At 64.6% G+C, this 25,894-nt stretch carries 20 protein-coding genes; 17 read left to right on the plus strand and 3 right to left on the minus strand.

The annotated features are described in order from the left end of the window. Positions 1-51 precede the first annotated feature (51 nt). Positions 52-3,252: an efflux RND transporter permease subunit gene (locus tag MKI86_RS18470; protein WP_241603901.1), complete on the plus strand. Its 3,201-nt coding sequence runs from the start codon at positions 52-54 to the stop codon at positions 3,250-3,252. 42 nt (positions 3,253-3,294) lie between these two features. Here MKI86_RS18470 and MKI86_RS18475 read toward each other — a convergent pair whose 3' ends face one another. Then, positions 3,295-3,906: a TerC family protein gene (locus MKI86_RS18475; protein WP_241603904.1), complete on the minus strand. Its 612-nt coding sequence runs from the start codon at positions 3,904-3,906 to the stop codon at positions 3,295-3,297. Between the two features lie 220 nt (positions 3,907-4,126). Here MKI86_RS18475 and MKI86_RS18480 point away from each other — a divergent pair, with 220 nt between their 5' ends. Then, entirely contained in the window at positions 4,127-4,711 is a 585-nt protein-coding gene (locus tag MKI86_RS18480) for a tyrosine phosphatase family protein (protein ID WP_241603907.1), read from the plus strand. Positions 4,712-4,740: 29 nt separating this feature from the next. On the opposite strand, the gene MKI86_RS18485 is transcribed toward MKI86_RS18480, so the two are convergent. Next, positions 4,741-5,205, minus strand: a complete 465-nt coding sequence (locus MKI86_RS18485; protein WP_241603911.1) for an Lrp/AsnC family transcriptional regulator — start codon at positions 5,203-5,205, stop codon at positions 4,741-4,743. Positions 5,206-5,332: 127 nt separating this feature from the next. On the opposite strand from MKI86_RS18485, the gene alr reads away from it, so the two are divergent. From alr to MKI86_RS18550, 13 genes are all read left to right on the plus strand, one after another. After that, positions 5,333-6,457, plus strand: coding sequence for an alanine racemase (gene alr / locus MKI86_RS18490; protein WP_241603914.1), 1,125 nt, complete (start codon positions 5,333-5,335; stop codon positions 6,455-6,457). A gap of 26 nt (positions 6,458-6,483) precedes the next feature. Further along, complete coding sequence (locus MKI86_RS18495) at positions 6,484-7,734, plus strand: D-amino acid dehydrogenase (RefSeq protein WP_241603917.1); 1,251 nt, start codon at positions 6,484-6,486, stop codon at positions 7,732-7,734. A 132-nt stretch (positions 7,735-7,866) separates the two neighbouring features. After that, complete coding sequence (locus tag MKI86_RS18500; RefSeq protein ID WP_241603920.1) at positions 7,867-9,192, plus strand: GGDEF domain-containing protein; 1,326 nt, start codon at positions 7,867-7,869, stop codon at positions 9,190-9,192. Between the two features lie 84 nt (positions 9,193-9,276). Further along, positions 9,277-10,176 carry a LysR substrate-binding domain-containing protein gene (locus MKI86_RS18505; protein ID WP_241603923.1) on the plus strand — a complete coding sequence of 300 codons (900 nt, stop codon included), beginning with the start codon at positions 9,277-9,279 and terminating at the stop codon, positions 10,174-10,176. Positions 10,177-10,349: 173 nt separating this feature from the next. Then, entirely contained in the window at positions 10,350-11,774 is a 1,425-nt protein-coding gene (locus MKI86_RS18510; protein ID WP_241603926.1) for an aldehyde dehydrogenase family protein, read from the plus strand. Between the two features lie 36 nt (positions 11,775-11,810). Next, positions 11,811-13,028, plus strand: coding sequence for a mandelate racemase/muconate lactonizing enzyme family protein (locus MKI86_RS18515; RefSeq protein WP_241603929.1), 1,218 nt, complete (start codon positions 11,811-11,813; stop codon positions 13,026-13,028). A gap of 10 nt (positions 13,029-13,038) precedes the next feature. After that, on the plus strand, positions 13,039-14,652 hold the full coding sequence (locus tag MKI86_RS18520; RefSeq protein WP_241603933.1) for a GMC family oxidoreductase: 1,614 nt from the start codon (positions 13,039-13,041) through the stop codon (positions 14,650-14,652). A 132-nt stretch (positions 14,653-14,784) separates the two neighbouring features. Next, positions 14,785-16,281 (plus strand): NAD-dependent succinate-semialdehyde dehydrogenase, encoded by a 1,497-nt coding sequence (locus MKI86_RS18525; RefSeq protein WP_241603936.1) that lies wholly within the window; start codon positions 14,785-14,787, stop codon positions 16,279-16,281. A 29-nt stretch (positions 16,282-16,310) separates the two neighbouring features. Beyond that, positions 16,311-17,684 carry an aspartate aminotransferase family protein gene (locus tag MKI86_RS18530; protein ID WP_241603939.1) on the plus strand — a complete coding sequence of 458 codons (1,374 nt, stop codon included), beginning with the start codon at positions 16,311-16,313 and terminating at the stop codon, positions 17,682-17,684. 136 nt (positions 17,685-17,820) lie between these two features. Next, complete coding sequence (locus tag MKI86_RS18535; protein ID WP_241603943.1) at positions 17,821-19,224, plus strand: aminotransferase-like domain-containing protein; 1,404 nt, start codon at positions 17,821-17,823, stop codon at positions 19,222-19,224. Positions 19,225-19,327: 103 nt separating this feature from the next. After that, the gene (locus MKI86_RS18540; protein WP_241603946.1) at positions 19,328-19,714 is read left to right on the plus strand and encodes a DUF983 domain-containing protein; all 387 of its coding nucleotides are present in this window, start codon (positions 19,328-19,330) and stop codon (positions 19,712-19,714) included. Positions 19,715-20,179: 465 nt separating this feature from the next. Continuing rightward, positions 20,180-20,431: a hypothetical protein gene (locus MKI86_RS18545; protein WP_241603949.1), complete on the plus strand. Its 252-nt coding sequence runs from the start codon at positions 20,180-20,182 to the stop codon at positions 20,429-20,431. 122 nt (positions 20,432-20,553) lie between these two features. Then, positions 20,554-21,036: an Lrp/AsnC family transcriptional regulator gene (locus tag MKI86_RS18550; RefSeq protein ID WP_241603952.1), complete on the plus strand. Its 483-nt coding sequence runs from the start codon at positions 20,554-20,556 to the stop codon at positions 21,034-21,036. Between the two features lie 92 nt (positions 21,037-21,128). Here the strand turns inward: MKI86_RS18550 and MKI86_RS18555 are convergent, their stop codons facing one another. Continuing rightward, positions 21,129-22,460, minus strand: coding sequence for a dicarboxylate/amino acid:cation symporter (locus MKI86_RS18555; protein WP_241603955.1), 1,332 nt, complete (start codon positions 22,458-22,460; stop codon positions 21,129-21,131). A 222-nt stretch (positions 22,461-22,682) separates the two neighbouring features. On the opposite strand from MKI86_RS18555, the gene MKI86_RS18560 reads away from it, so the two are divergent. Both MKI86_RS18560 and MKI86_RS18565 read left to right on the plus strand, forming a co-directional pair. Then, entirely contained in the window at positions 22,683-24,524 is a 1,842-nt protein-coding gene (locus MKI86_RS18560) for a sensor histidine kinase (RefSeq protein WP_241603958.1), read from the plus strand. Beyond that, positions 24,521-25,876, plus strand: a complete 1,356-nt coding sequence (locus MKI86_RS18565) for a sigma-54-dependent transcriptional regulator (protein ID WP_241603963.1) — start codon at positions 24,521-24,523, stop codon at positions 25,874-25,876. Before MKI86_RS18560 ends, MKI86_RS18565 begins: the two co-directional genes overlap by 4 nt. Positions 25,877-25,894: the final 18 nt, after the last annotated feature.

A 25,894-nucleotide genomic window follows, 5' to 3' on the forward strand; every position in this document is an offset into this window, starting at 1 on the left:
GCCCGCCGGGTGGGCTCGTTCGTCCGAATTTCATCCTGGAGAGGGTGCAAAATGAACATCTCCCGTTTCTTCGTGGATCGCCCCGTCTTTGCCGGGGTTCTATCGATCCTCATCGTGGTGGCAGGCCTGATCGGCATGCGCGCCCTGCCGATTTCCGAATATCCGGAAGTCGTTCCGCCCTCGATCGTGGTGCGTGCCGTCTATCCGGGCGCCAACCCCGTCGTCATCGCCGAAACCGTCGCCACGCCGCTCGAAGAGCAGATCAACGGCGTGGAGGACATGCTGTATATGAACAGTCAGGCGACGTCGGACGGCGTGCTGACGCTCACGGTCACCTTCAAGCTCGGCACCGATCCCGACAAGGCCCAGCAGCTCGTGCAGAACCGCGTATCCCAGGCCGAGCCGCGCCTGCCGGCGGAGGTGCGCTCGCTCGGCGTGACCACGGTCAAGAGCTCGCCCGACTTCATCATGGTGGTGAACCTGGTCTCGACGACTGACCGCTATGACGTGACCTATCTTCGCAACTACGCCACGCTGAACATCAAGGACCGCCTCGCCCGCATCGAAGGTGTCGGGCAGGTGCAGGTCTTCGGCGCCGGCGACTATGCGATGCGCGTGTGGATCGATCCGCAGAAGGCCGCCGAGCATGCGCTGGCGGCAAGCGATATCAGCAACGCCATCCGCGAACAGAATGTGCAGGCGGCCGCCGGCATCATCGGCGCTTCCCCGACGCCAAACGACGTCAACCTCCAGCTCAACGTCAATGCCCAGGGCCGTCTGCGCACCCCCGAGGAATTCGGCAACATCATCGTCAAGGCCGGGCCCGAGGGACAGATCACCCGCCTGAGGGATGTCGCACGCGTCGAACTCGGTGCCGCCGACTACACGCTGCGCTCCCTGCTCGACGGGCAGCCTGCCGTCGCCGTCGCCGTGCTTCAGGCGCCGGGTTCCAACGCCATCGAGATCGCCGACAGCGTACGTGCCACCATGGACCAGCTCCAGCTCGCCATGCCCGACGGCGTGAAGTACGAGATCGTCTACGATACGACGGAATTCGTGCGCGCCTCCATCGACAAGGTCGTTGATACGCTGCTCGAAGCCATCGCGCTCGTCGTGCTCGTCGTCATTCTCTTCCTCCAGACCTGGCGCGCCTCGATCATCCCGCTGCTCGCCGTGCCCGTTTCCATCATCGGCACGTTCGCCGTCATGTATGCCTTCGGCTTCTCGGTGAACGCGCTGACGCTGTTCGGCCTCGTGCTGGCCATCGGCATCGTGGTGGACGATGCGATCGTCGTGGTGGAGAACGTGGAGCGCAACATCGAAAACGGCCTGAGTCCACGCGACGCCACCTACCGGGCGATGCGCGAGGTGTCGGGCCCGATCATCGCGATTGCGCTGGTGCTCGTCGCGGTTTTCGTGCCGCTCGCCTTCATCAGCGGCCTGTCCGGTCAGTTCTACCGCCAGTTCGCGTTGACCATCGCCATCTCCACGGTCATCTCGGCCATCAATTCACTGACCCTGTCCCCTGCCCTTGCCGCGCTGCTCCTGAAGGATCATCACGCGCCGAAGGATTGGCTGACCCGTGTGATGGATGGCCTGTTCGGCTGGTTCTTCCGCGGCTTCAACCGGGCATTCGGCGCGGCCGGTAACGGCTATGGCCGCGGCGTCGGCGCATTGGTGAACCGAAAGTCGCTGGTCATGCTGGTCTATCTCGCCCTCGTCGGCGCGACCTACACGGTGTTCAATGCCGTGCCGGGCGGCTTCGTGCCGGCGCAGGACAAGCAGTATCTCGTCGGCTTCGCACAGTTGCCCGATGGCGCGACCCTCGACCGCACCGAAGACGTCATCAAGAGGATGAGCGCGATTGCGTTGGAACAGCCGGGCGTGGCGCATGCCATCGCCTTCCCGGGCCTGTCGATCAACGGCTTCACCATCGGCTCGAATTCCGGCATCGTGTTTGCGGTTCTCGACGATTTCGACAAGCGCAAGACGCCGGATCTCTCTGGCGGTGCCATCGCCATGCAGCTGAACCAGAAATTCGCTGGCATTCAGGACGCCTTCATCGCCATGTTCCCGCCGCCGCCGGTCAACGGTCTCGGCACGACGGGCGGCTTCAAGCTGCAGATCGAGGACCGCGCTGGCCTTGGCTATACTGCCCTGAACGAGGCGACCCAGGCCTTCCTCGGCAAGGCGTACCAGACGCCGGAACTGGCCGGCCTGTTCTCCAGCTTCCAGATCAACGTGCCGCAGCTTTACGCCGATCTCGACCGGGCGAAGGCCCAGCAGCTCGGCGTCCGGGTTACGGATGTGTTCGAGACCCTGCAGATCTATCTCGGCTCGCTCTACGTCAACGACTTCAACGCCTTCGGGCGCACCTACAGCGTGCGCGTGCAGGCTGATTCCGCCTTCCGCGCCAAGCCGGAAGACATCGGCCAGCTGAAGGTGCGTTCGCAGTCGGGCGAAATGATCCCGCTTTCCGCCCTCCTGAAGGTGGATGCGACGACGGGGCCGGAACGCACCACGCGCTACAACGGCTTCCTCGCCGCCGACATCAACGGCGGGCCTGCGCCAGGCTTCTCGTCGGGTCAGGCACAGGTCGCCATCGAGAAGATCGCTGCGGAAACGCTTCCCGCCGGCATCGATTTCGAATGGACGGACCTGACCTACCAGCAGATCCTGGCCGGCAATTCGAGCATCGTCGTCTTCCCGCTCGCGCTGCTGCTCGTCTATCTCGTGCTTGCCGCGCAGTATGAGAGCCTGACGCTGCCGATCGCCATCATCATGATCGTACCGATGGGCGTGCTCGCCGCGCTCGCCGGGGTCTGGTACACGGGCGGCGACAACAACGTCTTCACCCAGATCGGCCTTGTGGTGCTGGTGGGACTATCGGCGAAGAACGCCATTCTCATCGTGGAATTCGCCCGCGAACTGGAATTCGAAGGCCGAACCCCGATCCAGGCGGCCATCGAAGCCAGCCGCCTGCGTCTTCGCCCGATCCTCATGACCTCCATGGCCTTCATCATGGGCGTCGTGCCGCTCGTCCTGTCGACCGGCGCGGGCGCGGAAATGCGCTCGGCCATGGGTCTTGCCGTGTTCTGCGGCATGATCGGCGTGACCTTCTTCGGCATCTTCATGACGCCGGTCTTCTATGTGCTGCTGCGCCGGATCGCGGGCAACCGCCCGCTCGTCCAGCACGGACGGTCGACCATGTCCGAGGAGGAGCCGGAAGGCACGCCCGCGGTGCAGCACTGAACGAAACGAAAGGCCGGGTTCATCCCGGCCTTTTTCGTCGCGTCAGTCGATCGGCACGTATGGCAGCACCTCGACCGCGCCGCGATAGATCATGTCGAGCGAGACATAGAGGATAATGGCAAGGCCGATATAGGCGATCCAGCGATGTTTGTTGAGAAGGCGGGCGATGAAGTTCGCCGCAATGCCCATCAGCGCGATGGAGAGCGCAAGGCCGACGATGAGCACGCTCGGATGCTCGCGCGCCGCGCCGGCAACGGCCAGCACGTTATCCAGCGACATGGAGACATCGGCGACGACGATCTGGGTCGCAGCCTGCATGAACGTCTTCTTCGGCGCGCCTTCGGCCGGCAGGCCATCGGTGTCACTATGCCCGCCACGCAGTTCGCGCCACATCTTCCAGCAGACCCACAGCAGAAGCAGGCCGCCGGCCAGGAGCAGGCCGATAATGGCCAGAAGATGCACAGCCACGGTGGCGAAAATGATGCGCAGCACAGTGGCCGCGATGATGCCGACGAGAATGGCCTTCTTTCGCTGGGCGGGATCGAGCCCCGCCGCGGCAAGACCGATGACCACGGCATTGTCCCCCGCCAGCACCAGATCGATTGCAATAACCTGCAAGAGCGCCGTCAGCCCGGCTGCCGTCAGAATTTCCATGCGTCATACCTCAAATGTCGCGGTTCGCCTCCGGGTCATCCCTGCCCGGGGATACGGATCAGTGCGCCCCGGCTTCGCATTTTGCAAGATGGCGTGGCCGCCGCCGCGCGCAGATTGCCGCTCAGCGGCAAAACGCTTCGTTGTCGCGCGGCTCGCATTTGACTATCTATCGTTTCCCGACGCCCTGTCGGTCATGAGTGGAATTTGCGAGGATACGAATATGGACATGATCTTTTCGCCCGTGCTGACGGTGTGCGGCATCGATGAACTGCCCGGGCAGCGCGACCGCGCCGTCACCCATGTCCTGTCCATCGTCGACCCAGACCTGCCGGAGTTGGAGGCCTTCGCAACCTACGGACAGCATCATCGCACGACGTTGCGCTTCCACGACATCATTTCCGCGATACCCGACCGCGTGATGCCGCACCCCGATCACGTGGCGGCGGTGCTCGCCTTCGGCAGCGATTTCCTCGCCCGGCAGGAGCAGGACGCGCAGAGCCACCTCCTCGTCCATTGCCATATGGGCATATCCCGCTCCACGGCCGCCATGCTGACCCTGATGGCGCAGGCGAACCCGGGCGAGGAGGCCGAAGACCTGTTCCGGCGTCTCGTCGAGATCCGCCCGCAGGCCTGGCCGAATTCGCAGATGATCGGTTTTGCCGACGAGCAGCTTGGCCGCGGCGGCGATCTGACAGCAGCCCTGCGCCGCCACTATGGCCGGCAGATCCGCAACCAGCCGAAATACACGGAATGGATGACGATGCTCGGCCGCGAGGCGGAGCTGCGCATGGCGGTCACCGACTGACCGTCTGGTCCGCTTCGGCTGGACATTGGCTACCGCCGGCCCCGCGGGCGTGTCGCCAGCACATTGCGGATCGAAAAGCTGGAATGGATGCGCTGGACGCCCGGCAGCGCCGACAGGATTTCCTTGTGAATGCGCTCGAAGTCGCCGGCATTGGCGACCTCGACACGCAGGAGATAATCCGAGCCGCCCGTCATCAGGAAACATTCGCGGATTTCCGGGTGCCGACGCACCGCCGCCTCGAAGCGATCCAGATGGTCCTCCGTCTGGCGCTCCAGCGTGATGTTGATGATGACGGCGATCGTCGCCTCGGCACTCCCGGTATCGACGAGCGCCGTATAGCCCCTGATAACACCCGCTTTTTCCATCAGCCGGATGCGCCGCAGGCAGGCGGAGGGCGACAGCCCCACTTCCGCGGCGAGCGCGGCATTGCTCATTCGCGCATCGAGCCGGAGAAGCCGCAGGATGTTGCGGTCGATCGTATCGAGAGCGGCCATGGCAGATTGTTCCGAAACATCAACGTTTCTTCCAACAATCATGCAAGCACACAACAATCAAGCACTCATCGGCCGGAAATTTCACGATCGTTTCACTAGGCTTCGATAAAAGGCTCGGGGGACGGGTATGGACGGCGTAACATCACGACACATCAGCGAAGAGATCGGCGGCGCGTCCGGCTACCTCACCATTGATCTGGCCGCGCTTGCCCGCAACTATGCACGGCTGACGGCGGAAGTTTCCCCGGCACGCGCCGCCGCCGTGGTAAAGGCTGATGCTTACGGGCTGGGCGCCGACCGTGTTGCGCCTCGGCTCTATGCGGAAGGCTGCCGCCATTTCTTCGTAGCCCAGTTCGTCGAGGCCCTGCGGCTTCGCCCGCTGCTGGCCGACGATGCCCGCATCTTCGTGCTGAACGGCCTTCTGCCTGGCAATGAAAGTGCCTGTGCACGCCACGGCATCGTGCCGGTCATCAACTCGCTCGAGCAGTGGCGGCAATGGGCCGGCGCGGCGAAGACTGCGGGCCGCATCCTTCCCGCCGTCCTCCAGTTCGACACCGGCATGTCGCGCCTCGGCGTGCCGCCGGAGGAGCGCGAAGTGCTCGCGGCTCTGGTGAAAGCCGAAGCGGGGATCGCCGTACTTTTCGTGATGAGCCATCTTGCCAGCGCCGACGACGCCGAGAGCGCGCAAAACGCCAGCCAGCTTGCCGAGATGCAGGCCGTCGCGGCCACCTTCGCGCAGTTCGACCTGTGCTTTGCCAACTCCGGTGGCATCTTTCTCGGCCAGCCTTATCACGGCGTGCTCGCCCGCCCCGGTATCGCGCTCTATGGCGGCGCGCCGGTTTTCGGCCGGGCAAATCCGATGCAGCCGGTCGTCAGCCTCGACATATCGGTGGTACAGACCCGCACGGTGCAGGCGGGCGCGCGTGTCGGCTATAGCGGCACCCATATCGTGACGGGCGAGACCCGTCTTGCCACCATTGCCGCCGGCTATGCGGACGGCCTGCCGCGCAGTCTCTCGGGCCGCGGCGCCGTCTATTGCGACGGCATTCGCCTTCCCATCGTGGGCCGCGTCTCGATGGACAGCATCACGATCGACATTTCCGCACTGCCGGAGGGGCGCCTCACGCTCGGCAGCCGTGTCGAGCTGCTGGGTCCCAACCAGACGCTGCAGGATGTCGCCCGCGACGCCGGCACCATTTCCTACGAGATCCTGACCGGTCTCGGAAACCGCTACCAGCGCACCTATCGCTGACACCGTCTCTTTCCTTCGAGGGCATCATGAAAGTCATCGTTCTCGGCGCCGGCATCGTCGGTGTCACATCCGCCTACCAGCTCGCGCGCGCCGGCCACGACGTCACGGTCGTCGACCGCCAGCCCGGCCCGGCACTGGAGACCAGTTATGCCAATGCCGGCGAGGTCTCCTTCGGCTATTGCTCGCCCTGGGCCGCGCCGGGCATCCCGATGAAGGCGATGAAATGGCTGTTCATGCAGCATGCTCCGCTCATCCTGCGTCCCAAGGTCGATATGGCCATGCTGTCCTGGATGGCGCAAATGCTGCGCAACTGCACGTCGGACCGCTACGCGCTCAACAAGAGCCGCATGCTGCGGCTCGCCGATTACAGCCGCGTGGCGCTCGCCGCGTTGCGCGAGGAGACCGACATCTCCTATGACGAGCGCATGCAGGGCACGCTGCAGCTCTTTCGCACGCAAGCCCAGCTCGACGCATCGGCAAAGGACGTCAAGGCGCTCGCCGCCGACGGCATTCCCTATGAGGTGCTCGATCCGCAAGGCTGCATCCGCGTGGAGCCGGCGCTCGGGCATGTGCGTGAAAAGATCGTCGGCGGGCTGCTGACGCCGAAGGACGAGACCGGCGACTGCTTCAAATTCGCCAATGCGCTTGCCGCCAAGGCCGCCGCGCTCGGCGTTCGCTTCAATTACGGCAGCATCATTCGCGGGCTCGATGTGGAGGCCGGACGCGTCACCGGCGTCATCACGGCCCATGGCCGCATCGAGGCCGATGCCGTGGTCGTGGCGCTCGGCAGCTTCTCTCCCCTGCTCGTGCGCGCGCACGGCATCCGCCTGCCGGTCTACCCGGTCAAGGGCTATTCGCTGACGATCCCGATCACCGACGAGACGCGCGCGCCGGTCTCCACCGTAATGGACGAGACCTACAAGATCGCCATCACGCGGCTCGGCGACCGCATCCGCGTCGGCGGCATGGCGGAAATCTCGGGCTATACCAACGATCTTGGCGAACCGCGCCGCCTGACGCTGCAGCATTCCGTCACCGATCTCTTCCCCGGCGGCGACGTGTCGAAGGGGAGCTTCTGGTCCGGCCTGCGCCCGATGACACCCGATGGCACCCCTGTCATCGGGCCGACGAAGATCGCCGGCCTCTATCTCAACACCGGCCACGGCACGCTTGGCTGGACGATGAGCTCCGGCTCGGCCCGCGTGATCGCCGACCTCGTCTCCGGTCGAAAGCCCGAGATCGACGCCACCGACCTCGCCGTCGCGCGTTATGCCTGACGGCGCCGACGCCGCCACCACACTTTCCGGCGCGGGTGGCGGCGCCGATCCATAAACCAAATCCTTACATCTCATAGGCTAGCTTCCGGCGATGACGGAATGAAACCGCGGTCCGAAGCGAGAAGCGAGCGCATGAGCATGCCCGAAATCGCAATGGAAGTTCTGCTCCCGCAGGAGCCAGCATCCGAAGGCATGCCCGCCTCCGGCCGCTCCCGTCAGGACGTTGATTTCTGGATGAACTGTGTCGGCGCGCCGCTTGTGCTCGTCGAGATGCAGCAGCTTGTCGTGCGCCAGGCCAACCGCAACGCCGCGATCCTCTTCGGCCGCGGCCTCGAAGCCATTGGCCAGTGCCCGATGGAAGAGCTCGTCGGCCCCGAGGCAACCCGCATGCTCGGCCAGATCTGGAATGTCGCGCCCGTCGGCACGCCGGGCGAGCCATTCATCATCCCGGCGCAGGTGCAGGGCCAGGAACGCTCGCTCATGGTGCAGGTCACGAAGATTGCGGTGGAGGACGAAGTCCTGCGCCTGTTCACCTTCATGGACGCGCCACCGCAGGGCTCCGTCGCGCTCGCGGGCTGGCAGGACAATATGATGTCTCTGCTCAACTGGCTGCCCTTCGGCTTTGAGATCGCGGGCGCCGACGACCAGATCCAGTTCGCGAACTCCACCTTCAACGAGCTGTTCGGCTTCTCGCAGGACGACATTTCCGACATCGAGGACTGGTGGCGCGTTGCCTATCCCGATCCCGAGTACCGCGCCTACGCCCGCAAACAGTGGTACGATTCGATTGCCGCCGCCCGCGCCGAGCAGCGGGAGATGACGCCTTTCGACCTCGAGGTTGCCACGGCAACCGGCCGAACGCGGACGATCCAGTTCCGCCACCGCACGATCGGCAACTTCAACATCAACCTCTATATCGACGTGACGCAGGAGCGCGCCGCGGCGCGCGAGCTGAAGACACTTGCCGAGACCGACTCGCTGACGGGCGCGATGAACCGCCGCCGCCTGATGGACGAGGCCGCACGCCTGCATGCAGAAAGCCGCGACCGTAGCGCCGCGTTCTCCTTCCTGATGCTCGATATCGATCACTTCAAGTCGATCAATGACCGCTACGGCCACAGCGTGGGCGACCGCGTGCTGGTGGACTTCACCCGCCGCTGCCTGGATGCGCTGGAGCCGCAGGATTGCTTCGGGCGGATGGGCGGCGAGGAATTCGCAATATTGATGCGGCGTCCGGATAGCGCGGCGATCGAGGCTGCGGCGGAAAAGCTGCGCTGTGCCGTTGGCGCCACGCCCTTCGGGATCGACCACGATGACTTGACCATCACCGTCAGCATCGGCTTTTTCATCTTCGATTCCGAGACAAGTCTGGAAGCCGGCATTTCGCGGGCCGACAAGGCGCTCTACAAGGCGAAGGAAGCCGGACGCGACCGCGTCATCATGTGGAAAGCCCCGTAATCCGGCCCTCAGCCGCCCATTTCGCTATGCCGTCCGGCGTCTTTGCGTATGATGCAGGCGATTGAGATGCCGCATGAGAGGACGATGCGCAAACTCCCCGGTCTTTCGGCCATGAAGGTCTTCGAAGTGGTCGGCCAGACCCGCAGCTTCACGCGGGCGGCCGAGCGGCTGAACCTCACGCAGAGCGCCGTCAGCAAGCAGATCAAGAGCCTCGAGGACGATATCCGCGAGCCGCTGATCATCCGCCGCCATCACCGCCTCGAGCTGACGCCTGCGGGGGCCGCCTTGCTGGAAACCGTGCAGCAGGCATTCCATGACATCGAGACCTCCCTGCGCGGCATCGCCGACAAGCAGAACCGCAACCGGCTGCGCATCAATGTTCCCGCGACCTTTGCCAGGCGCTGGCTGATGCCAAGGCTCGCCGATCTGCGCCGCACCCTGCCAGACATCGATATCAGCATCGGCACCGAGGCCGTCGACAGCCTTGCGGAGCGTGGCCTGCTCGACTGCGCCATCCGCTTCGGTGACGGCGAGTGGCCCACGCTCGACGCCAGCCTGCTGATGAGCGAGGAACACATCGTCGTCGCGGCTCCCGGCCTCGTCGACGGCAGGCCGCTTGCCACACCCGGTGACCTCGCGCAATTCACCTTCCTGCATGTGCTTTCCGCGCCCGACCAGCGCTACCTCACCTGGCGGCACTGGCTGGATGCAGCCGGCTTTCCCGAACTCGACACCAGCCACGGCCTCGAATTCGATGTGCTGGATCTCGCAATCGAAGCGGCCCGCGCGGGCCTTGGCGTCACCATCGCCGACCGGTCCATGGTGGCCGCCGACCTCGCTGCCGGCACGCTGCGGCAGCTTTTCGATATCGCTGTCGGCGGCCATGAATCCTACTGGTTTGTGACCCGTCCGCGTGCCGCAGCGTCCCCCTCGCTAGCGGCTTTCCGCACATGGCTCTTCGCACAGGCGGGGCGAGCGTGCTGAGTCTTGAAGCATTCCCCGGCGGAATGCTTCACCCGAAAATTCCTCGTTTGCGCATTCCCGCTACCCCCGCGACACTTGCCCGGCGGGCCGGCGCGGGGAGAGGCGGCGTGCGCCGCTTGGCCATCCTCTCCCGGCCTCCCTCCAGCAGAGGGGGACCAGCCAGGGTGAGATACATGCGCGAATTCCGCAACTTCCTTGCCGGCCGTTTTGTGCCGCCCGCATCGTCAGAGACGATTGCCGTGCGCAATCCCACGACGGGAGAGATCGCCGCCGCCGTGCCCGCTGCCACCGAGGCCGAGGCTCTTTCTGCTGTGGCAGCCGCCCGGCAGGCGCAAGCCGCGTGGTGCGCTCTGCCCGCCATCGCGCGCGGCGATGCGCTGCGGCGGCTTGCCGACGCGCTGACGGCCCGCGCCTGCGAGATTGGCGCGGCACTCGCGACCGAATCCGGCAAGAGCCTCGACGATGCGACCGGTGAAGTGACCTACGGCGTCGAATTGATGCGCTACCACGCCGAATGGGCGCGGCGTATCGAAGGCGAAGTCATCCAGAGCGACAATGCCGACGAGACGCTCATCCTGCGCCGCGAGCCCGTCGGCGTCGTTGCCTGCCTCATCCCGTTCAACTATCCGATCTACACGCTGGTGCGGAAGATCGCGCCAGCACTGATTGCCGGCAATGCGGTGGTCGTACGGCCAAGCAACAATACGCCGCTATCCGCCCTGGTCTTTGCGGAGGCGGTGCAGGCGGCGGGTCTGCCGGAGGGGCTCGTCAGCATTCTCGCCATGAACCATGACACCGCCCGTGCGCTCTGCACCCATCCGGCCGTGGGCATGATCACATTGACGGGCAGCGTGGCCGCGGGGCAGGCCGTCCTCGATTACTGCAAGGCAAACATCGCCAAACCCTCACTGGAACTGGGCGGCAAGACGCCTGTCGTCGTCGAGCCCGATGCCGATATCGATGCGGTCGCGGCGATGATCGTCGCGGCCAAGATGAACCATTGCGGCCAGGTCTGCACCAGTCCCGAACGGCTCTATGTCCATGAAAAGGTGCATGACCGCCTGCTCGCGAGCCTACGGCAGGCGTTTTCGGCGCAGGCTTTCGGCGACCGTGCCGAGGATCCCGCGCGCATGGGCCCGCTCGTCAGCGACGCGGCCCGCCAGCGCGTCCATGCCATGGTGGAGAGCGCGCGGGCCGACGGCGCCATGGTGGAAACTGGTGGCTTCCTGCCCGAAGGCCCGGGATTCTTCTATCCGCTCACGCTGCTTTCCGGCTGCCGGCAGGATATGGAAATCGTGCGCGAGGAGGTGTTCGGACCGGTTCTCGCCGTGCTGCGCTATGCCACCTTCGAGGAGGCGCTGGCGCTGGCGAGCGACCATCAATACGGCCTCAGCGCCGTGCTTTTTACCGAGAGCTATCGCAAGGCCATGCGCGCCGCAGCCACCATCGAGGCCGGCGAACTCTACGTCAACCGCCTGCCCGCCGATCCCTATCAGGGCTTCCACGCCGGCTGGAAGAAATCCGGCCTCGGCGGTGATGACGGCAAACACGGCATGCTGGAATTCACCCAGACGCGGCTCGTCGTGTTCAAGCACTGACAGCGCTCACCGATTTTCACCAGGACGGGGGAAACCATGAAGATCGCCTCTCTCACCACCCACATCGTCGCGGTGCCGCCGCCGCATATCGGCGGCATGTACTGGATCTTCGTGCGGCTGCGCACCGAATGCGGCATCGAGGGCGTCGGCGAGATCTACGCCACCGCCTTTCATCCGGCCGCGATGACCGCACTGATCGATGACGTCTTCGAGCGTTACCTGCTGGACCATGATCCGCACCGCATCGAGCGCTTCTGGCGGGCAGCCTATTCCAGCGGCTTCACCCAGCGTCCTGACCCGACCATGATGGGTATCGTCTCCGGTTTGGAGATCGCCTGCTGGGATATTATCGGCAAGGCTGCGGGCCGTCCGGTCTGCGATCTGCTCGGTGGCACGGTACATGAGAGGTTGCGCGCCTATACCTATCTCTATCCCGTCAACGCGGCCGGCGAATACGATTACAACGACCCGGACCTTGCGGCCGACTATGCCGTTAAGATGGTCGACATGGGCTTCACCGCGGTCAAGTTCGATCCAGCCGGCCCCTATACGGATTATTCCGGCCATCAGCTCTCGCTCGCCGTGATGGACCGCTGCGAGGCGTTCTGTCGCAAGATCCGCGATGCTGTCGGCAACCGCGCCGACCTCTTGTTCGGCACGCACGGGCAGATGGTGCCCTCCTCGGCGATCCGCCTCGCGCGGCGCCTGGAAAAATACGATCCTCTCTGGTTCGAAGAGCCGGTGCCGCCCGGCCAAGAGGCGGCGATGGCCGAGGTCGCGCGGGCAACCTCCATCCCGATCTCGACCGGCGAGCGGCTGACGACGAAGTACGAATTCCAGCGTGTGCTGGAGGAGAAAGCCGCTTCCATTCTCCAGATGAACGTGGCGCGCGTCGGCGGCCTTCTGGAGGCCAAGAAGATCGCGGGCATGGCAGAGGCGCATTATGCGCAGATCGCCCCTCACCTTTACAACGGCCCCGTCGGTGCGGCCGCCAGCATCCAGCTCTCGGCCGCGACACCGAACTTCCTCATCCACGAGGCCATCGTGGACTTCTCCGGTTTTCATGCCGAGATCGTGAAAACGAAGCTCACCGTCGAGGACGGCTATATCATCCCCTCGCGCGAGCCCGGCCTCGGCATCGAACTCGATCTCGACGTGGTGGAACGCCATTCGCCCTATACCGGCGAGCGCCTGCACCTGCAGATGGCGAGCGAGCCGGTCGACGTGAAGGCGCTTGCCCCGGCACGCGGCTGAGGGCGCGCCCATGCAATACGACTATATCGTCGTCGGAGCGGGATCGGCGGGCTGCATCCTGGCGAGCCGCCTTAGCGAGGACGGCCGCAATTCCGTGCTGATCGTGGAGGCCGGCGGCAGCGACCGGTCCTTCTGGTTCCAGATCCCTGTCGGCTATGCCCGCAGCTATTACGATCCGCGCGTGAACTGGATGTACTACAGCGAGCCGGAAGCCGCGCTGAACGGCCGGCGCGTCTATGTACCGCGCGGCAAGGTGCAGGGGGGCTCAGGCGCGATCAACGCCATGATCTTCGTGCGCGGAGCAAAAGCCGACTTCGACGACTGGGCGCGCGCCGGAAATCCCGGCTGGAGCCACGACGATGTGCTGCCCTATTTCCGTCAGATGGAAACCCATGCCGGCGGCGCGTCCGGTTGGCATGGCGGCGACGGGCCGATCCATGTCACGCCGATGCGCGGCATGACGCACCCCATCACCGGCGCTTTCCTTGAAAGCTGCCGCACACTTGGCCTGCCGATGAATGCGGATTTCAACGGCGCCGACATCGAAGGCGCGGGCGTCTACGATATCAACACCAACAAGGGCCGCCGCTCGCATTCCAGCGCGGAATATCTGCGCCCGGCGCTCGGCCGTCCCAATCTGGCTATCGAGCGCGATGCGCTGGTCGAGCGGCTGACCTTTGCGCAAGACAGTCGGGTCAACGGCATCGCGGTTATCCAGAACGGCGTGACGCGCAACTTCATCGCACGGCGCGAGGTGGTGCTGGCGGCAGGCGCCATCGGCAGTCCGCAGATCATGCAGCTTTCCGGCCTCGGCGACGGCGACCGGCTGAACGACCTCGGCATTCCCGTGCGCCGGCATCTGCCCGCGGTGGGGCGGAATCTCCAGGATCATCTCTGCGCGAGTTACTATTACCGTGCGACCACGCCGACGCTGAACGGCGCATTCGCCAGCCTGTTCGGCCAGGCGCGGCTTGGGCTGCAATATCTCATGACCCGCCAGGGCCCTTTCGCCATGAGCGTCAACCAGGCGGGCGGTTTCTTTCGCGGCACACCGGATGAGGTCGCGCCGAACATCCAGCTTTATTTCAATCCCCTCTCCTATCGCATTCCAGCCGAGCCGAAGGCGGGGCTGAAGCCGGAGCCCTATCCCGGCTACCTGATCTGCTTCAACGCCTGCCGGCCGCAAAGCCGCGGCAGCGTGGCGATCACCTCGACCGACCCGCGTGTCGCGCCGGCGATCCGGCCCAACTATCTCTCCACGGAACGGGATATCGCGGAGGTTCTGCAAGGCAGCCGGCTGGTGCGGCGGATTGCGGCGCACGCAGCCCTCGCCGCGGTGACCTCAGAGGAAGTGTCTCCCGGCCCGGCAATCGACGGCGACGCCGCGCTGCTTGACTATTTCCGCGAGAATGCCGGTTCGATCTACCATCCGTGCGGCACCTGCGCGATGGGCCCGGATGGTCGCACGGCAGTCGTCGACAGCAGGCTGCGGGTGCATGGCGTGGCGGGCCTGCGCGTGATCGACGCCTCGATCTTTCCCAACATCACCGCCGGCAACATCAACGCGCCGACCATGATGGTGGCGGAAAAGGGTGCCGCAATGATCCGTGAGGATGCGCGGTAGGCAAAGCCACCTAGTAGAGAGATTGTCTACGCCGTTGCGCTCATTTGGCCCAACTCTCTGCACTCTCCCCACCCAATAGACAATCTGACCGCCATCCTCTGGCAGACTTTCTGCACACCAGAGGAGGCCTTCATGACCGCCACATTCGCCCGCCCCGCCTTTCACGAGGCCCTTGCCCGTCTTGCCGATCCGCACCTGCTGCGCAGCCTTGCCTATGTCGATGGCCGCTGGGTGGCCGGGCGTGATGGCGCGAATTTCGCGGTGATCGACCCCGGTTCCGGCACGGCGCTCGGCTGGGTCGCCGCCCTCGACGGCACGCAGACGGATCAGGCGATTTCCGCCGCAAGCCGCGCCTTTCCGGCATGGCGGGACCGGCTGCCGCAGGAGCGCGCGAAAATTCTGCGCAAATGGCACGACCTGATGCTGGAGGCCCGCGAGGACCTGGCGCTGCTGATGACGCTGGAACAGGGCAAGCCGCTGGCCGAATCCCGTGGCGAGATCGACTACGCGGCGTCTTTCATCGAGTGGTATGCCGAGGAAGGAAAGCGCCTCAACGCCGAAAGCGTCACCAGCCACCTGCCCGGCGCCGAGATGATCGTGCGCCGCGAGGCGCTCGGCGTCGTGGGCATCGTGACGCCGTGGAACTTTCCGTCCGCCATGGTGACGCGCAAGGCCGCAGCAGCGCTTGCCGCCGGCTGCACCGTCGTTGCCCACCCTTCCAGCGAAACACCGCTTTCCGCACTTGCCCTTGCCGAACTCGGCGAACGGGCAGGTCTACCTGCCGGCGTTTTCAATGTGGTGACCGGCGATGCCGCCACCATCGTCGGCCGGATGAACGCCGATGCCCGCGTGCGTGCCCTCAGCTTTACCGGCTCGACCGAGATCGGCAAGCTGATCGCCGGCCAGTGCGCACCCACCATGAAGCGGCTCGTCATGGAACTCGGCGGCCACGCCCCCATGATCGTTTTCGCCGATGCCGATATCGACAAGGCCGCCGACATCGCGGTCAACGCGAAATTCGCGACCTCCGGGCAGGATTGCCTTGCCGCCAACCGCATCTATGTCGAGCGTCCGGCGCTCGCAGCCTTCACCGCAGCCTTCCAAGCCCGCATACAAGCGCTAAAGGTCGGTACAGGGCTGGAGGACGGCGTCGAGATCGGTCCGCTGATGCACGAACGCGCCATCGCAAAGGTGGAGGAACAGGTGGCAGACGCTGTCGCGCGCGGCGCAACGCTGCTGACAGGCGGCAGCCGCCATCCGGCCGGCCCTCTGTTCTATACCCCGACGCTTCTCGCCGACGTGCCCGACGACGCGCTGATCATGCGTGAAGAGACTTTCGGCCCGGTCGCCGGCATCAGCGTCTTCGACAGCGAAGCGGAGGTAGTGGAGCGCGCCAACGATACCGAATACGGCCTCGTCGCCTATGTCGTGACCGAAAACGGCGCCCGCCAGATGCGGCTTGCCCGCGCGCTGGAATACGGCATGGTGGCGATCAACCGCGTGAAGATCACCGGTGGCCAGATCCCCTTCGGCGGCTGGAAACAATCCGGTCTCGGCCGCGAGGGCTCGCGCCACGGCATGGAGACCTTCACCGAACTGAAATATCTCTGCATCGACACCGCCGCCTGACGGCGCCGGGAACATTGAAAGGAAAGACCATGCTGGACCAACGCAACGAACTGACCGCCTGGGACCGCGACCACTTCTTCCATCCCTCCACACATATGGGCATGCATGCGCGCGGCGAAACGCCGACCCGTGTCATCGGCGGCGGCGAAGGCGTCTACATCACCGATACCAGCGGCAAGACGAGCCTCGATGCCTTTGCCGGCCTCTATTGCGTGAATGTCGGCTACGGCCGCCAAAAGATCGCCGATGCGATAGCCGAGCAGGCCAAGAATCTCGCCTATTATCACGCCTATGTCGGCCACGGGACGGAAGCCTCGATCACGCTCGCCAAGATGATCATCGACCGCGCGCCCGAAGGCATGAGCCGCGTCTATTTCGGTCTGTCCGGCTCGGACGCCAACGAAACGAACATCAAGCTGATCTGGTACTACAACAACATTCTGGGCCGCCCCGAGAAGAAGAAGATCATTTCCCGCTGGCGCGGCTATCACGGCTCCGGCGTTATGACGGGCTCGCTGACCGGTCTCAGCGTCTTCCACAATGCCTTCGACCTGCCGCGCGCTCCGGTCCTGCACACGGAAGCCCCCTATTTCTTCCGCCGGCCGGATCGCTCCATGGACGAGGAGCAGTTCGCGCAATACTGCGCCGACAAGCTGGAAGAAATGATCCTGGCCGAGGGGCCGGACACCGTGGCGGCCTTCATCGGTGAGCCTATCCTCGGCACCGGCGGCATCGTCCCTCCGCCGAAGGGTTACTGGCAGAAGATCCAGGCCGTGCTCGACAAGTACGACGTGCTGCTGGTCGCCGACGAGGTCGTGACGGGCTTCGGTCGTCTCGGCACGATGTTCGGGTCTGATCATTACGGCATGAAGCCGGCGCTGATCACCATCGCCAAGGGCCTCACCTCCGCCTATGCGCCGCTTTCCGGCACCATCGTTTCGGACAAGGTCTGGGAGGTCCTCGTCAAGGGCTCGGACGAGCTCGGCCCGATCGGCCATGGCTGGACGTATTCCTCGCATCCGATCTGCGCGGCGGCCGGCGTCGCCAATCTGGAGCTGGTCGATGAACTCGGTCTCGTCGAGAACGCAGGTACCGTCGGCGCCTATTTCCGCAGCGAACTCGCCAAGGCCGTGGGCGACCACAAGCATGTCGGTGACGTTCGCGGCGACGGCCTGATGGCGGCGGTCGAATTCGTCGAGGACCGCGACGATCGGGTCTTCTTCGATCCGGCGAAGAAGATCGGCCCGCAGGTCTCTGCCGCCCTTCTCGAGCGCGGTGTCATCGGCCGCGCCATGCCGCAGGGCGACATCCTGGGCTTTGCGCCGCCGCTTTGCCTGACGAAGGAAGAGGCAGATATCGTCGTGAAGGCGGCCGCCGATGCGGTGAAGGCCGTTCTCGGCTGACATGAAAGGACGAGGGTCGCCACGGCGGCCCTCGTCAGTCTGAAACGGAAGAAGCCAGCAACGCCGCTTTCTCCTGATGACAGGCAGGCCTACAGGCAATAGACAGTCAATATGCGCTTGACTGGAAACCTGTGACATGAAGACCTGGCATCCCGATCTCGGCCGAAGCAGCAGCCCCCTGTATATGGCGATTGCCGACCTGATCGAACTGGACCTGAAAAGCGGCCAGCTTTCGGCCGGCGACAAGCTGCCGACCCATCGCGATCTTGCCCGCCGGCTCGCCATCGACGTCACCACCGTGGCACGCGGCTATGTCGAGGCGCAGAAGCGCGGGCTCGTCCAGTCCCATGTCGGTCGCGGTACCTTTGTCGCCCGCATCGAAAGCCCGCAGGTGAACATATCGATCGCGGCAGACCCGGACAGCCGCCGCGCCGCCGTTCTCGACCTGTCCATGAACATGCCGCCAGAACCGGACGATCCCGCACTCGTCGCCCGCATGCGCGACGGGCTTGCCGCCCTTTCGTCCGATCTCCTGCCGCTCCTGCGCTACCAGGGTTTCGGCGGCGCTGCGATGGACAAGGAGGCGGCCGCAACCTGGCTTGCCCGCCGCGACGTGAACGCGCCGACAGAGCGCATTTTCGTGACGCCCGGCGCACACCCGGCGCTGCTTGCCATTCTTGCGACGCTCGCAAAGCCTGGCGAGACCGTGCTGTCCGAAAATATAACCTATCCTGGCCTGCGCTCCATTTCCGCGCAGTTGCGGCTTCGGCTCTGTGGCCTGCCGATGGATGCGGACGGCATCCAGCCGGATGCTTTTGCCGAGGCCTGCGAACGCGAGCAGCCCAAGGCGCTCTATCTCAACCCGACACTGCAGAACCCTTTGACGCTGACCATGCCGGAAGCCCGACGCCAGGCGATCGTGGAGATCGCAAGGCGTTACCGCGTGCCCATTATCGAGGATGACGCCTACGGCTTCCTGCCGGCGCAGGGACCGGCGGCTCTGGCCTCGCTCGCCCCTGAACTCACCTGGTATATCGGCGGACTTTCCAAGTGCATCGGTGCGGGCCTGCGCCTTGCCTATGTTGCGGCGCCGGATGACAGCCGCGCCCTCTGGTCCTTCGCCGGGGCAATGCGCAGCGGAAATGTCATGGCCTCGCCGCTGACGACAGCGCTCGCCACCCGCTGGATCGGCGACGGCACTGCGGATGCGATCCTCGCCTTTCTGCGCGCTGAAGCGGCCGCGCGGCAGGGAATCGTTGCTCGGCTGCTGCCTGCCGGAAGCTACGGCGCCGACGCCATCAGCTTCAACATCTGGCTGCCGTTGCCGCATGGCTGGACCCGCTCCATCTTCAGCACCCATATGCGCAGCTGTGGTCTGGGAGTGGTCGCCAGCGATGCCTTCACCGTCGATGGCGTGCCGCCCGAAGCGGTGCGGGTCTGTCTCGGCGGGCCGATGGCGCGTGGGCAGCTGCAATCCGCATTGGAATTCATGGCGCATGCACTGGAAAGGCCACCGGAGATGGCGGGTTCCTTCTTCTGATACAGCCCTGCGTCATCATGTCTAATCGACAGATTGGCCGTATGAACACATCTATATGACTGCATTGAATGACAGGATTGAATGGCTCGGAAAGGCAGACGTCATGAGTGAGACCTATCCCGCACTTCCGCCCCTCCAGACGGGGATTCGCGGCCGGTGTCCGCGCTGCGGCCAGGGCCACCTGTTCAAGGGTTTCCTGAAAATGGCGCCGCGGTGCGAGGCCTGTGGGCTGGACTATTCCTTTGCCGACCCCGCCGATGGGCCCGCCTTCTTCGTCATGATCTTTGCCTGTATCCCCAGCGCCGCGCTCGCCGTGTGGCTGGAGGTCAATTACAACGCATCGCTGCTGACACAGCTTTTCGTGACCGGCCCGTTCATGCTGCTCACCTGTATTCCGCCGTTGCGCCCGCTCAAGGGATGGCTTGTCGCGAGCCAGTATTTCTACAAGGCCGAACAGGGCCAGCTCGTGAGACGGTCGGAGAAGACTTGACCATAACATGCTCTTGCGCCGGCTCTGCCGGCGCCATTGTCTGACGTGGCAGCGAAGCCCCGCGTCGGCTCAAGGGCGGCTTGACGGCGCGATTTCTGCCCGACCGTGACGATTTCCTTCATTTCCGCTTTTCTCACACGGTATCGCGGCGCGGTTTACGCGCGACCGCGGCAGGCGCCGCTGCGGTGCGTGTCGCCCACAGCGCGGAAAATATAAATTCCATCTCTTTTATAGACTTCTTTTCGGAACGTTCTTTTCCGATCGCCGCTCCGGCGCAAACCGCATGCCTCGCGCAGCGGCAGGAATTGTCCTTATGCTTTGGAACGAAACAACGGCCGGCGCATTACCACGCGGCTGCCGACCCCAATGCGGGGAATGAAGACGGTAGCGTTAACCTTTTATTAACCAAACTCCCGGACCTTCGCCGACCGGGGGCTCGATATTCCGAACGGAAGGAGACGCCGAATGACACTGATGACGATGCCGGGCAAGATGAGGCAAGATGGCCAGCACACGCTCCTCGTCATGCGCGACGAGCGCAGGTGCCAGGCGGTCTGCATCGTCGATGACGGCACGATCGGCGACGTCACCACCAAGCTCGGCCTCATCGAGGCCATCGCCAGCCGCAAGCTCGCCGGCGGCGAACTCGCCTTCGACGGGCGCGTCTGGATCACCCCCGCCGACATGCCCGTGCCCGCATCGGCCGCCATATCCTGACCACGGACGCGCCGGATATGGTGGAGAGCCGGCACGACGCGACACGGGAGAGATAGGCCGGAAGCTGCAATTCGGATATAGCAGGTCGCCACCCGACCTGACGCCGCCCGGAGAGCGCCCGCATGAAACTCGACGCCATCGACCTGCGCATCCTGGAAGCCATTCAGGAGAACGGGCGTATCACCAAGCTGGCGTTGGCGGAAAAGGCGGGCCTTTCCCCCACGCCCTGCTGGCTGCGGCTGCGCAAGCTCGAAAAGGCCGGTATCATCACCGGCTATCATGCGCGCGTGGCCGTGCGGCGCGTCGCTCCGGTGGCCAGCGTGATGATGGAAGTGACGCTGGCCAATCACCGGCAGGCGGATTTCGAGCGCTTCGAGCGCGCCGTGGCGGCCACGCCGGAAATCGTGGCCTGCTGGTCCGTCGGCGGCGGCGTGGATTACATCCTGCGCATCATGGCCCCCGATATCGATGCCTACCAGCGGCTGGTCGACGGTCTGCTCGACCGCGAACTCGGCATCGACCGCTACTTCACCTACATCGTCACCAAGACGGTGAAGGAGGAAACGGTGCTGCCGCTTGCAACCCTCCTGCCCGCGCGCGACTGAACCGCCGGATCGCCTCCTGACGGCAAAACGCCCGGGCACAGGACCCGGGCGGTGCGGCCCCGCCTTGGCGGGACCGTAAGATGGTACGCGGCTTATTCGGCCGGCTGGAGCACCGGAACCTCTTCCGGCAGCGGCAGGGCGTTGCCGCTCAGCGCTTCGTTGAGGCGCTCGACATCCAGCTCGTTTTCCCAACGGGCCACGACGATCGTCGCGACGGCATTGCCGACGAAGTTGGTGAGCGCGCGGCACTCCGACATGAAGCGGTCGATGCCGAGGATCAGCGCCATGCCGGCGACCGGCACGGAGGGAACGACGGACAGTGTCGCCGCCAGCGTTATGAAGCCGGCGCCGGTGATGCCGGCGGCACCCTTCGAGCTCAGCATGGCGACGAGCAGAAGAAGGATCTGATCGGCGAAGGACAGCTGGATATCCACCGCCTGCGCGATGAACAGCGCCGCCAGCGTCATGTAGATATTGGTGCCGTCGAGGTTGAAGGAATAGCCTGTCGGGATGACGAGACCGACGACCGAGCGCTTGCAGCCGGCCTTTTCCATCTTCTGCATCAGGCCCGGCAGCGCAGCCTCGGAGGAGGACGTGCCCAGCACGAGCAGCAGCTCTTCCTTGATGTAGCGGATCAGCGCGATGATCGAGAAGCCGTTGTAGCGCGCGACGGCGCCCAAAACGACGAAGACGAAGAGGAACGAGGTGAGATAGAAGGTGGCGATGAGGAAGGCGAGATTGGCAACCGAGCCGATGCCGTATTTACCGATGGTGAAGGCCATGGCGCCGAAGGCACCGATGGGTGCAGCCTTCATCAGGATGGCGACCAGACGGAAGATCGGGCTGGTCAGCGACTGGAGAAAGTCGACGACCGGCTTGCCCTGATCGCCCACCATGCCGAGCGCAACGCCGAACAGCACCGAGAAGAACAGCACCTGCAGAATATCCCCCTCGGCAAAGGCGCCGACGATGGTCTGCGGGATGATGTTCATCAGGAAGCCGGTGATGGTCGATTCATGCGCCTTGGTGGCGTAGGTCGCGACCGCATTGGCATCGAGCGTGGCCGGATCGATATGCATGCCCGCACCCGGCTGCACGACATTGGCGACGACCATGCCGACGGCAAGCGCCAGCGTGGAGAAGGTGAGGAAGTAGATCATCGCCTTGCCGGCAACGCGTCCGACCTTCTTCAGGTCCGACATGCCGGCAATGCCGGTGGCCACCGTCAGGAAGATCACCGGCGCGATGATCATCTTGACGAGGCGGATGAAGGCGTCGCCGAGCGGCTTCAGGCTGGCGCCGAAATCCGGATAAAAGTGACCGACAAGCATGCCGGCGACGATGGCGACGATCACCTGGAAATAGAGGTGACGATAGAATGGAAGAGGTGTGCGCGGATGCGTATCGACAGCCGAGATCTGCATGATTTCCTCCTATGGCACCCCAACCGGAAAACCGGCTCTTCCCGGGGTGATTTGCTGAACACGGCATTCATTCAGCAAAGGCCGTGCCAGACCGCAGTTCGAACATTATGCTATTGAAATCGAAGATCTATTTTCTGAAGCCGTGAACTGCCGATACTGCGATGTGCGATAATCCGCACGATTTTTATTGAGAGTCGTGCGGTTTTGTGCTCAAAATTGCCGATGGAAACACCCGTCACGACTCCAATCCAGGCCGAGCTTTCACGCACCGCGCGACGGCAATGGCTGGCCTTTGCTGTCGTGCTGCTCTTTGCACTGGTCTGTGCGCTTCATGCCGCCGGTCTGTATGGCCGGGCCGCGGCACTTGCCGATCTGGAGGCGCAGGGGCGCACTGACGCCAATCTGAAAGTCGCGCTGCTGCGCGCCGTGCTGGAGCGACCCCGCGCCCTGCCCTTTCTTCTCTCGCGCGACCGCGACCTCGCGGACGCGCTGACCGCCGCCGATCCGGCACCGCGCACCGCGCTTGATCGCAAGCTGGAGGAGCTGGTGGCCGGCACCAGCGCGGCGGTGATCTACGTGACGGACGCGACAGGCATGACGATATCGGCCAGCAACTGGCGCGAGCCGACGAGTTTTGTCGGTAACGACTATTCATTCCGGCCTTACTTCTTCCGCGCAATGCGGGAAGGCACGGCAGAGCATTTCGCACTCGGCTCCGTCAGCAAGCGGCCCGGCCTCTATATTTCGCACCGGATCGGTCCGCCATCCGCGCCGCTCGGCGTCGTCGTGGTCAAGATGGAATTCGACCAGCTCGAACAGGACTGGCACGAAACGCAACGCCCGTCCTATGTGGTCGACCCCGGCCATGTGGTGCTGATCACCAGCATCCCCTCCTGGCGGTTCATGACGACACAGCCGCTGCCTGCCGAAAACCTTGCGGCCATTCGAGAGAGCCTTCAGTTCGGCGAGGCCCCGCTCTTGCCGCTCCCATTCATGCAGACGGCGGACGACAACATCATCCGCGTCGTCGAACCAGGCGGAGGGAGCGAGACCTATTTGCGCATCTCGGTGCCCGTGGCCACCACGCCGTGGCGGTTCGAGTATCTCATGCCGGTTACGGAAGCGGTTGCGGCGGGCCGGCGCCAGGCGCAGTTGCTCGCCCTCCTCCTCATCGGCGTCGCCACGATTGCTGCCGCCATATGGCTTCGACGCCGCCAGACCGCGCTAGCCGGGACAGTGCGCGACCAGGCCGCGCGCGAAGAGCTGGAACGCCGGGTGGTGGAGCGCACGCGTGATCTCAGCCTGGCCCGCGACCGCCTGGAAGCCGAGATCACCGATCACCATCGGACCGAGACCCAACTACAGTCCGTGCAGCAGGATCTGGTCCAGGCCAACCGGCTCGCCATTCTCGGACAGGTCGCCGCCGGCGTGGCGCATGAGATCAACCAGCCGCTGGCCACCATCCGCGCCTATGCCGACAATGCCAAGGTCTTCCTCGGCCGTGGCCGCGCGGAGCCCGTCGCGGAAAATCTTGACCACATTGCCGGCCTGACGGACCGTATCGCCACGATCACCGAGGACCTGAAGGCGCTGGCGCGCAAGGGCCGGTCGGGCGAGGAACCGGTGAACCTGCGCGCAGCGGTGGATGGCGCCGTCCTGCTGCTTCGCAGCCGGTTCACGGGACGTCTCGAGCGAATGAAGATCGTTCCCTTCCCGACGGGCCTGGAGGTCATGGGCAACCGGCTTCGCCTCGAGCAGGTGTTCATCAACCTCTTCCAGAACGCGCTGGAGGCTGTGGCAGAGAAGGCCGATGGCCGGGTCGATGTTTCCGTCGAGGAAAACGGAACCGACGTCGCCCTGACGGTTGCCGACAACGGGCCGGGTCTTTCCGACATTATTCTCGCCTCCCTGTTCGAGCCCTTCAATACGTCCAAGGAAACGGGCCTCGGGCTCGGCCTCGTCATCGTCAAGGACATCGTTTCAGACTATGGCGGCAGGCTGGAGGTCGAAACGGACGCGCGCGGCGCCCGCTTCCGCGTGCATCTCAGAAAGGCCGTGCCATGACCACACCCGTTCTCCTCATCGATGACGACGGGCAACTGCTGCATGCGACCGCGCAGACGCTGGAACTGGCCGGTTTCGACGTGACGCCGCTTGCCCGCGCCACGGAAGCCATCAGCCTCATAAACAGCGATTTCAGGGGCGTCGTCGTTTCCGATATCCGCATGCCGGGTATGGACGGGCTGCAGCTTTTCGAGCGCATCCGCGCCATCGATGCGGAGATACCGGTGATCCTCGTTACCGGCCACGGCGATATCCCGACAGCCGTGAAAGCCATCCAGGACGGCGTCTACGATTTCATCGCCAAGCCCTTCCCGGCCGAACGCCTGATCCAGTGCGTGCACCGCGCTGCCGAAAAGCGCGGCCTCGTCATGGAGAACCGCCGCCTGAAGGATGCCGCGCGGCAGGCGGAGGACGATTTTCCGCTGATCGGCCAGACCGTGACCATGGACCGGCTGCGCCAGACGTTGCGCCAGATCGCCGATACCGATGTCGATGTCCTGGTGACAGGAGAGACCGGCAGCGGAAAGGAAGTGGTGGCCCGTCTGCTGCACGGCTGGAGCCGACGCTCGAAGGGCAACTTCGTCGCGCTCAACTGCGGCGCCCTGCCCGAGCAGGTCATCGAGAGCGAGCTGTTTGGCCATGAGCCCGGCGCCTTTACGGGCGCGCAGAAGAAGCGCGTCGGCCGCATCGAGCATTCCAGCGGCGGCACCCTTTTTCTCGACGAGCTGGAAAGCATGCCGCTTTCGACTCAGATCCAGATGCTGCGCGTTCTGGAGATGCGGGAGGTGACCCCGCTCGGCACCAACGAGGTGCGTCCCGTCGATATCCGCATCGTCGCGGCCGCCAAGGTCGATCTGGCCGATCCTGAACAGCGCAAGACCTTTCGTGAGGATCTCTATTATCGCCTCAACGTGGTGTCATTGACGATCCCGCCGCTGCGCGAGCGGCGCGAGGATATTCCGCTGCTGTTCAGCTATTTTGCAGAGCGCGCGGCGCGGCGCTTCCAGCGCGAGGCCCCGCCGCCTTCCGCCGCTATCCTGAAACATCTGGCCGAGCACGACTGGCCCGGCAATGTGCGCGAACTTTCCCACTTCGCCGAACGCGCCGTGCTCGGCATGATGCCGCCCGCTGCTCAACAGACAATGTCAGCACCTGCTGATACCGGCGACGGCGCGCTTCCCGAGCGTCTGGAGAGGATGGAGGCGCAGATCATTCGCGATACGCTTTCGGCCCATGGCGGCGACGTGCAGGAAACGATTGCCGCACTCGGTATTCCGCGCAAGACCTTCTACGACAAGCTCCAGCGCCACGGCATCGTGCGCCGTGACTTCACGCAGAAGGCGGACGGCTGAGCGATCGTTTGCCGCGTT

This window comes from Shinella sedimenti (assembly GCF_022601905.1).
Taxonomy (GTDB): domain Bacteria; phylum Pseudomonadota; class Alphaproteobacteria; order Rhizobiales; family Rhizobiaceae; genus Shinella; species Shinella sedimenti.

Bases quoted from the DNA above. Each gene is read 5' to 3' on its own strand.
- MKI86_RS18495 (WP_241603917.1), top strand. From the start codon at position 6,484: ATGAAAGTCATCGTTCTCGGCGCCGGCATCGTCGGTGTCACATCCGCC.
- MKI86_RS18535 (WP_241603943.1), top strand. From the start codon at position 17,821: ATGAAGACCTGGCATCCCGATCTCGGCCGAAGCAGCAGCCCCCTGTAT.
- MKI86_RS18540 (WP_241603946.1), top strand. From the start codon at position 19,328: ATGAGTGAGACCTATCCCGCACTTCCGCCCCTCCAGACGGGGATTCGC.
- MKI86_RS18520 (WP_241603933.1), top strand. From the start codon at position 13,039: ATGCAATACGACTATATCGTCGTCGGAGCGGGATCGGCGGGCTGCATC.
- MKI86_RS18565 (WP_241603963.1), top strand. From the start codon at position 24,521: ATGACCACACCCGTTCTCCTCATCGATGACGACGGGCAACTGCTGCAT.
- MKI86_RS18545 (WP_241603949.1), top strand. From the start codon at position 20,180: ATGACACTGATGACGATGCCGGGCAAGATGAGGCAAGATGGCCAGCAC.
- alr (WP_241603914.1), top strand. From the start codon at position 5,333: ATGGACGGCGTAACATCACGACACATCAGCGAAGAGATCGGCGGCGCG.
- MKI86_RS18510 (WP_241603926.1), top strand. From the start codon at position 10,350: ATGCGCGAATTCCGCAACTTCCTTGCCGGCCGTTTTGTGCCGCCCGCA.
- MKI86_RS18480 (WP_241603907.1), top strand. From the start codon at position 4,127: ATGGACATGATCTTTTCGCCCGTGCTGACGGTGTGCGGCATCGATGAA.
- MKI86_RS18560 (WP_241603958.1), top strand. From the start codon at position 22,683: ATGGAAACACCCGTCACGACTCCAATCCAGGCCGAGCTTTCACGCACC.
- MKI86_RS18525 (WP_241603936.1), top strand. From the start codon at position 14,785: ATGACCGCCACATTCGCCCGCCCCGCCTTTCACGAGGCCCTTGCCCGT.
- MKI86_RS18515 (WP_241603929.1), top strand. From the start codon at position 11,811: ATGAAGATCGCCTCTCTCACCACCCACATCGTCGCGGTGCCGCCGCCG.
- MKI86_RS18505 (WP_241603923.1), top strand. From the start codon at position 9,277: ATGCGCAAACTCCCCGGTCTTTCGGCCATGAAGGTCTTCGAAGTGGTC.
- MKI86_RS18555 (WP_241603955.1), bottom strand. From the start codon at position 22,460: ATGCAGATCTCGGCTGTCGATACGCATCCGCGCACACCTCTTCCATTC.
- MKI86_RS18530 (WP_241603939.1), top strand. From the start codon at position 16,311: ATGCTGGACCAACGCAACGAACTGACCGCCTGGGACCGCGACCACTTC.
- MKI86_RS18470 (WP_241603901.1), top strand. From the start codon at position 52: ATGAACATCTCCCGTTTCTTCGTGGATCGCCCCGTCTTTGCCGGGGTT.
- MKI86_RS18475 (WP_241603904.1), bottom strand. From the start codon at position 3,906: ATGGAAATTCTGACGGCAGCCGGGCTGACGGCGCTCTTGCAGGTTATT.
- MKI86_RS18485 (WP_241603911.1), bottom strand. From the start codon at position 5,205: ATGGCCGCTCTCGATACGATCGACCGCAACATCCTGCGGCTTCTCCGG.
- MKI86_RS18500 (WP_241603920.1), top strand. From the start codon at position 7,867: ATGAGCATGCCCGAAATCGCAATGGAAGTTCTGCTCCCGCAGGAGCCA.
- MKI86_RS18550 (WP_241603952.1), top strand. From the start codon at position 20,554: ATGAAACTCGACGCCATCGACCTGCGCATCCTGGAAGCCATTCAGGAG.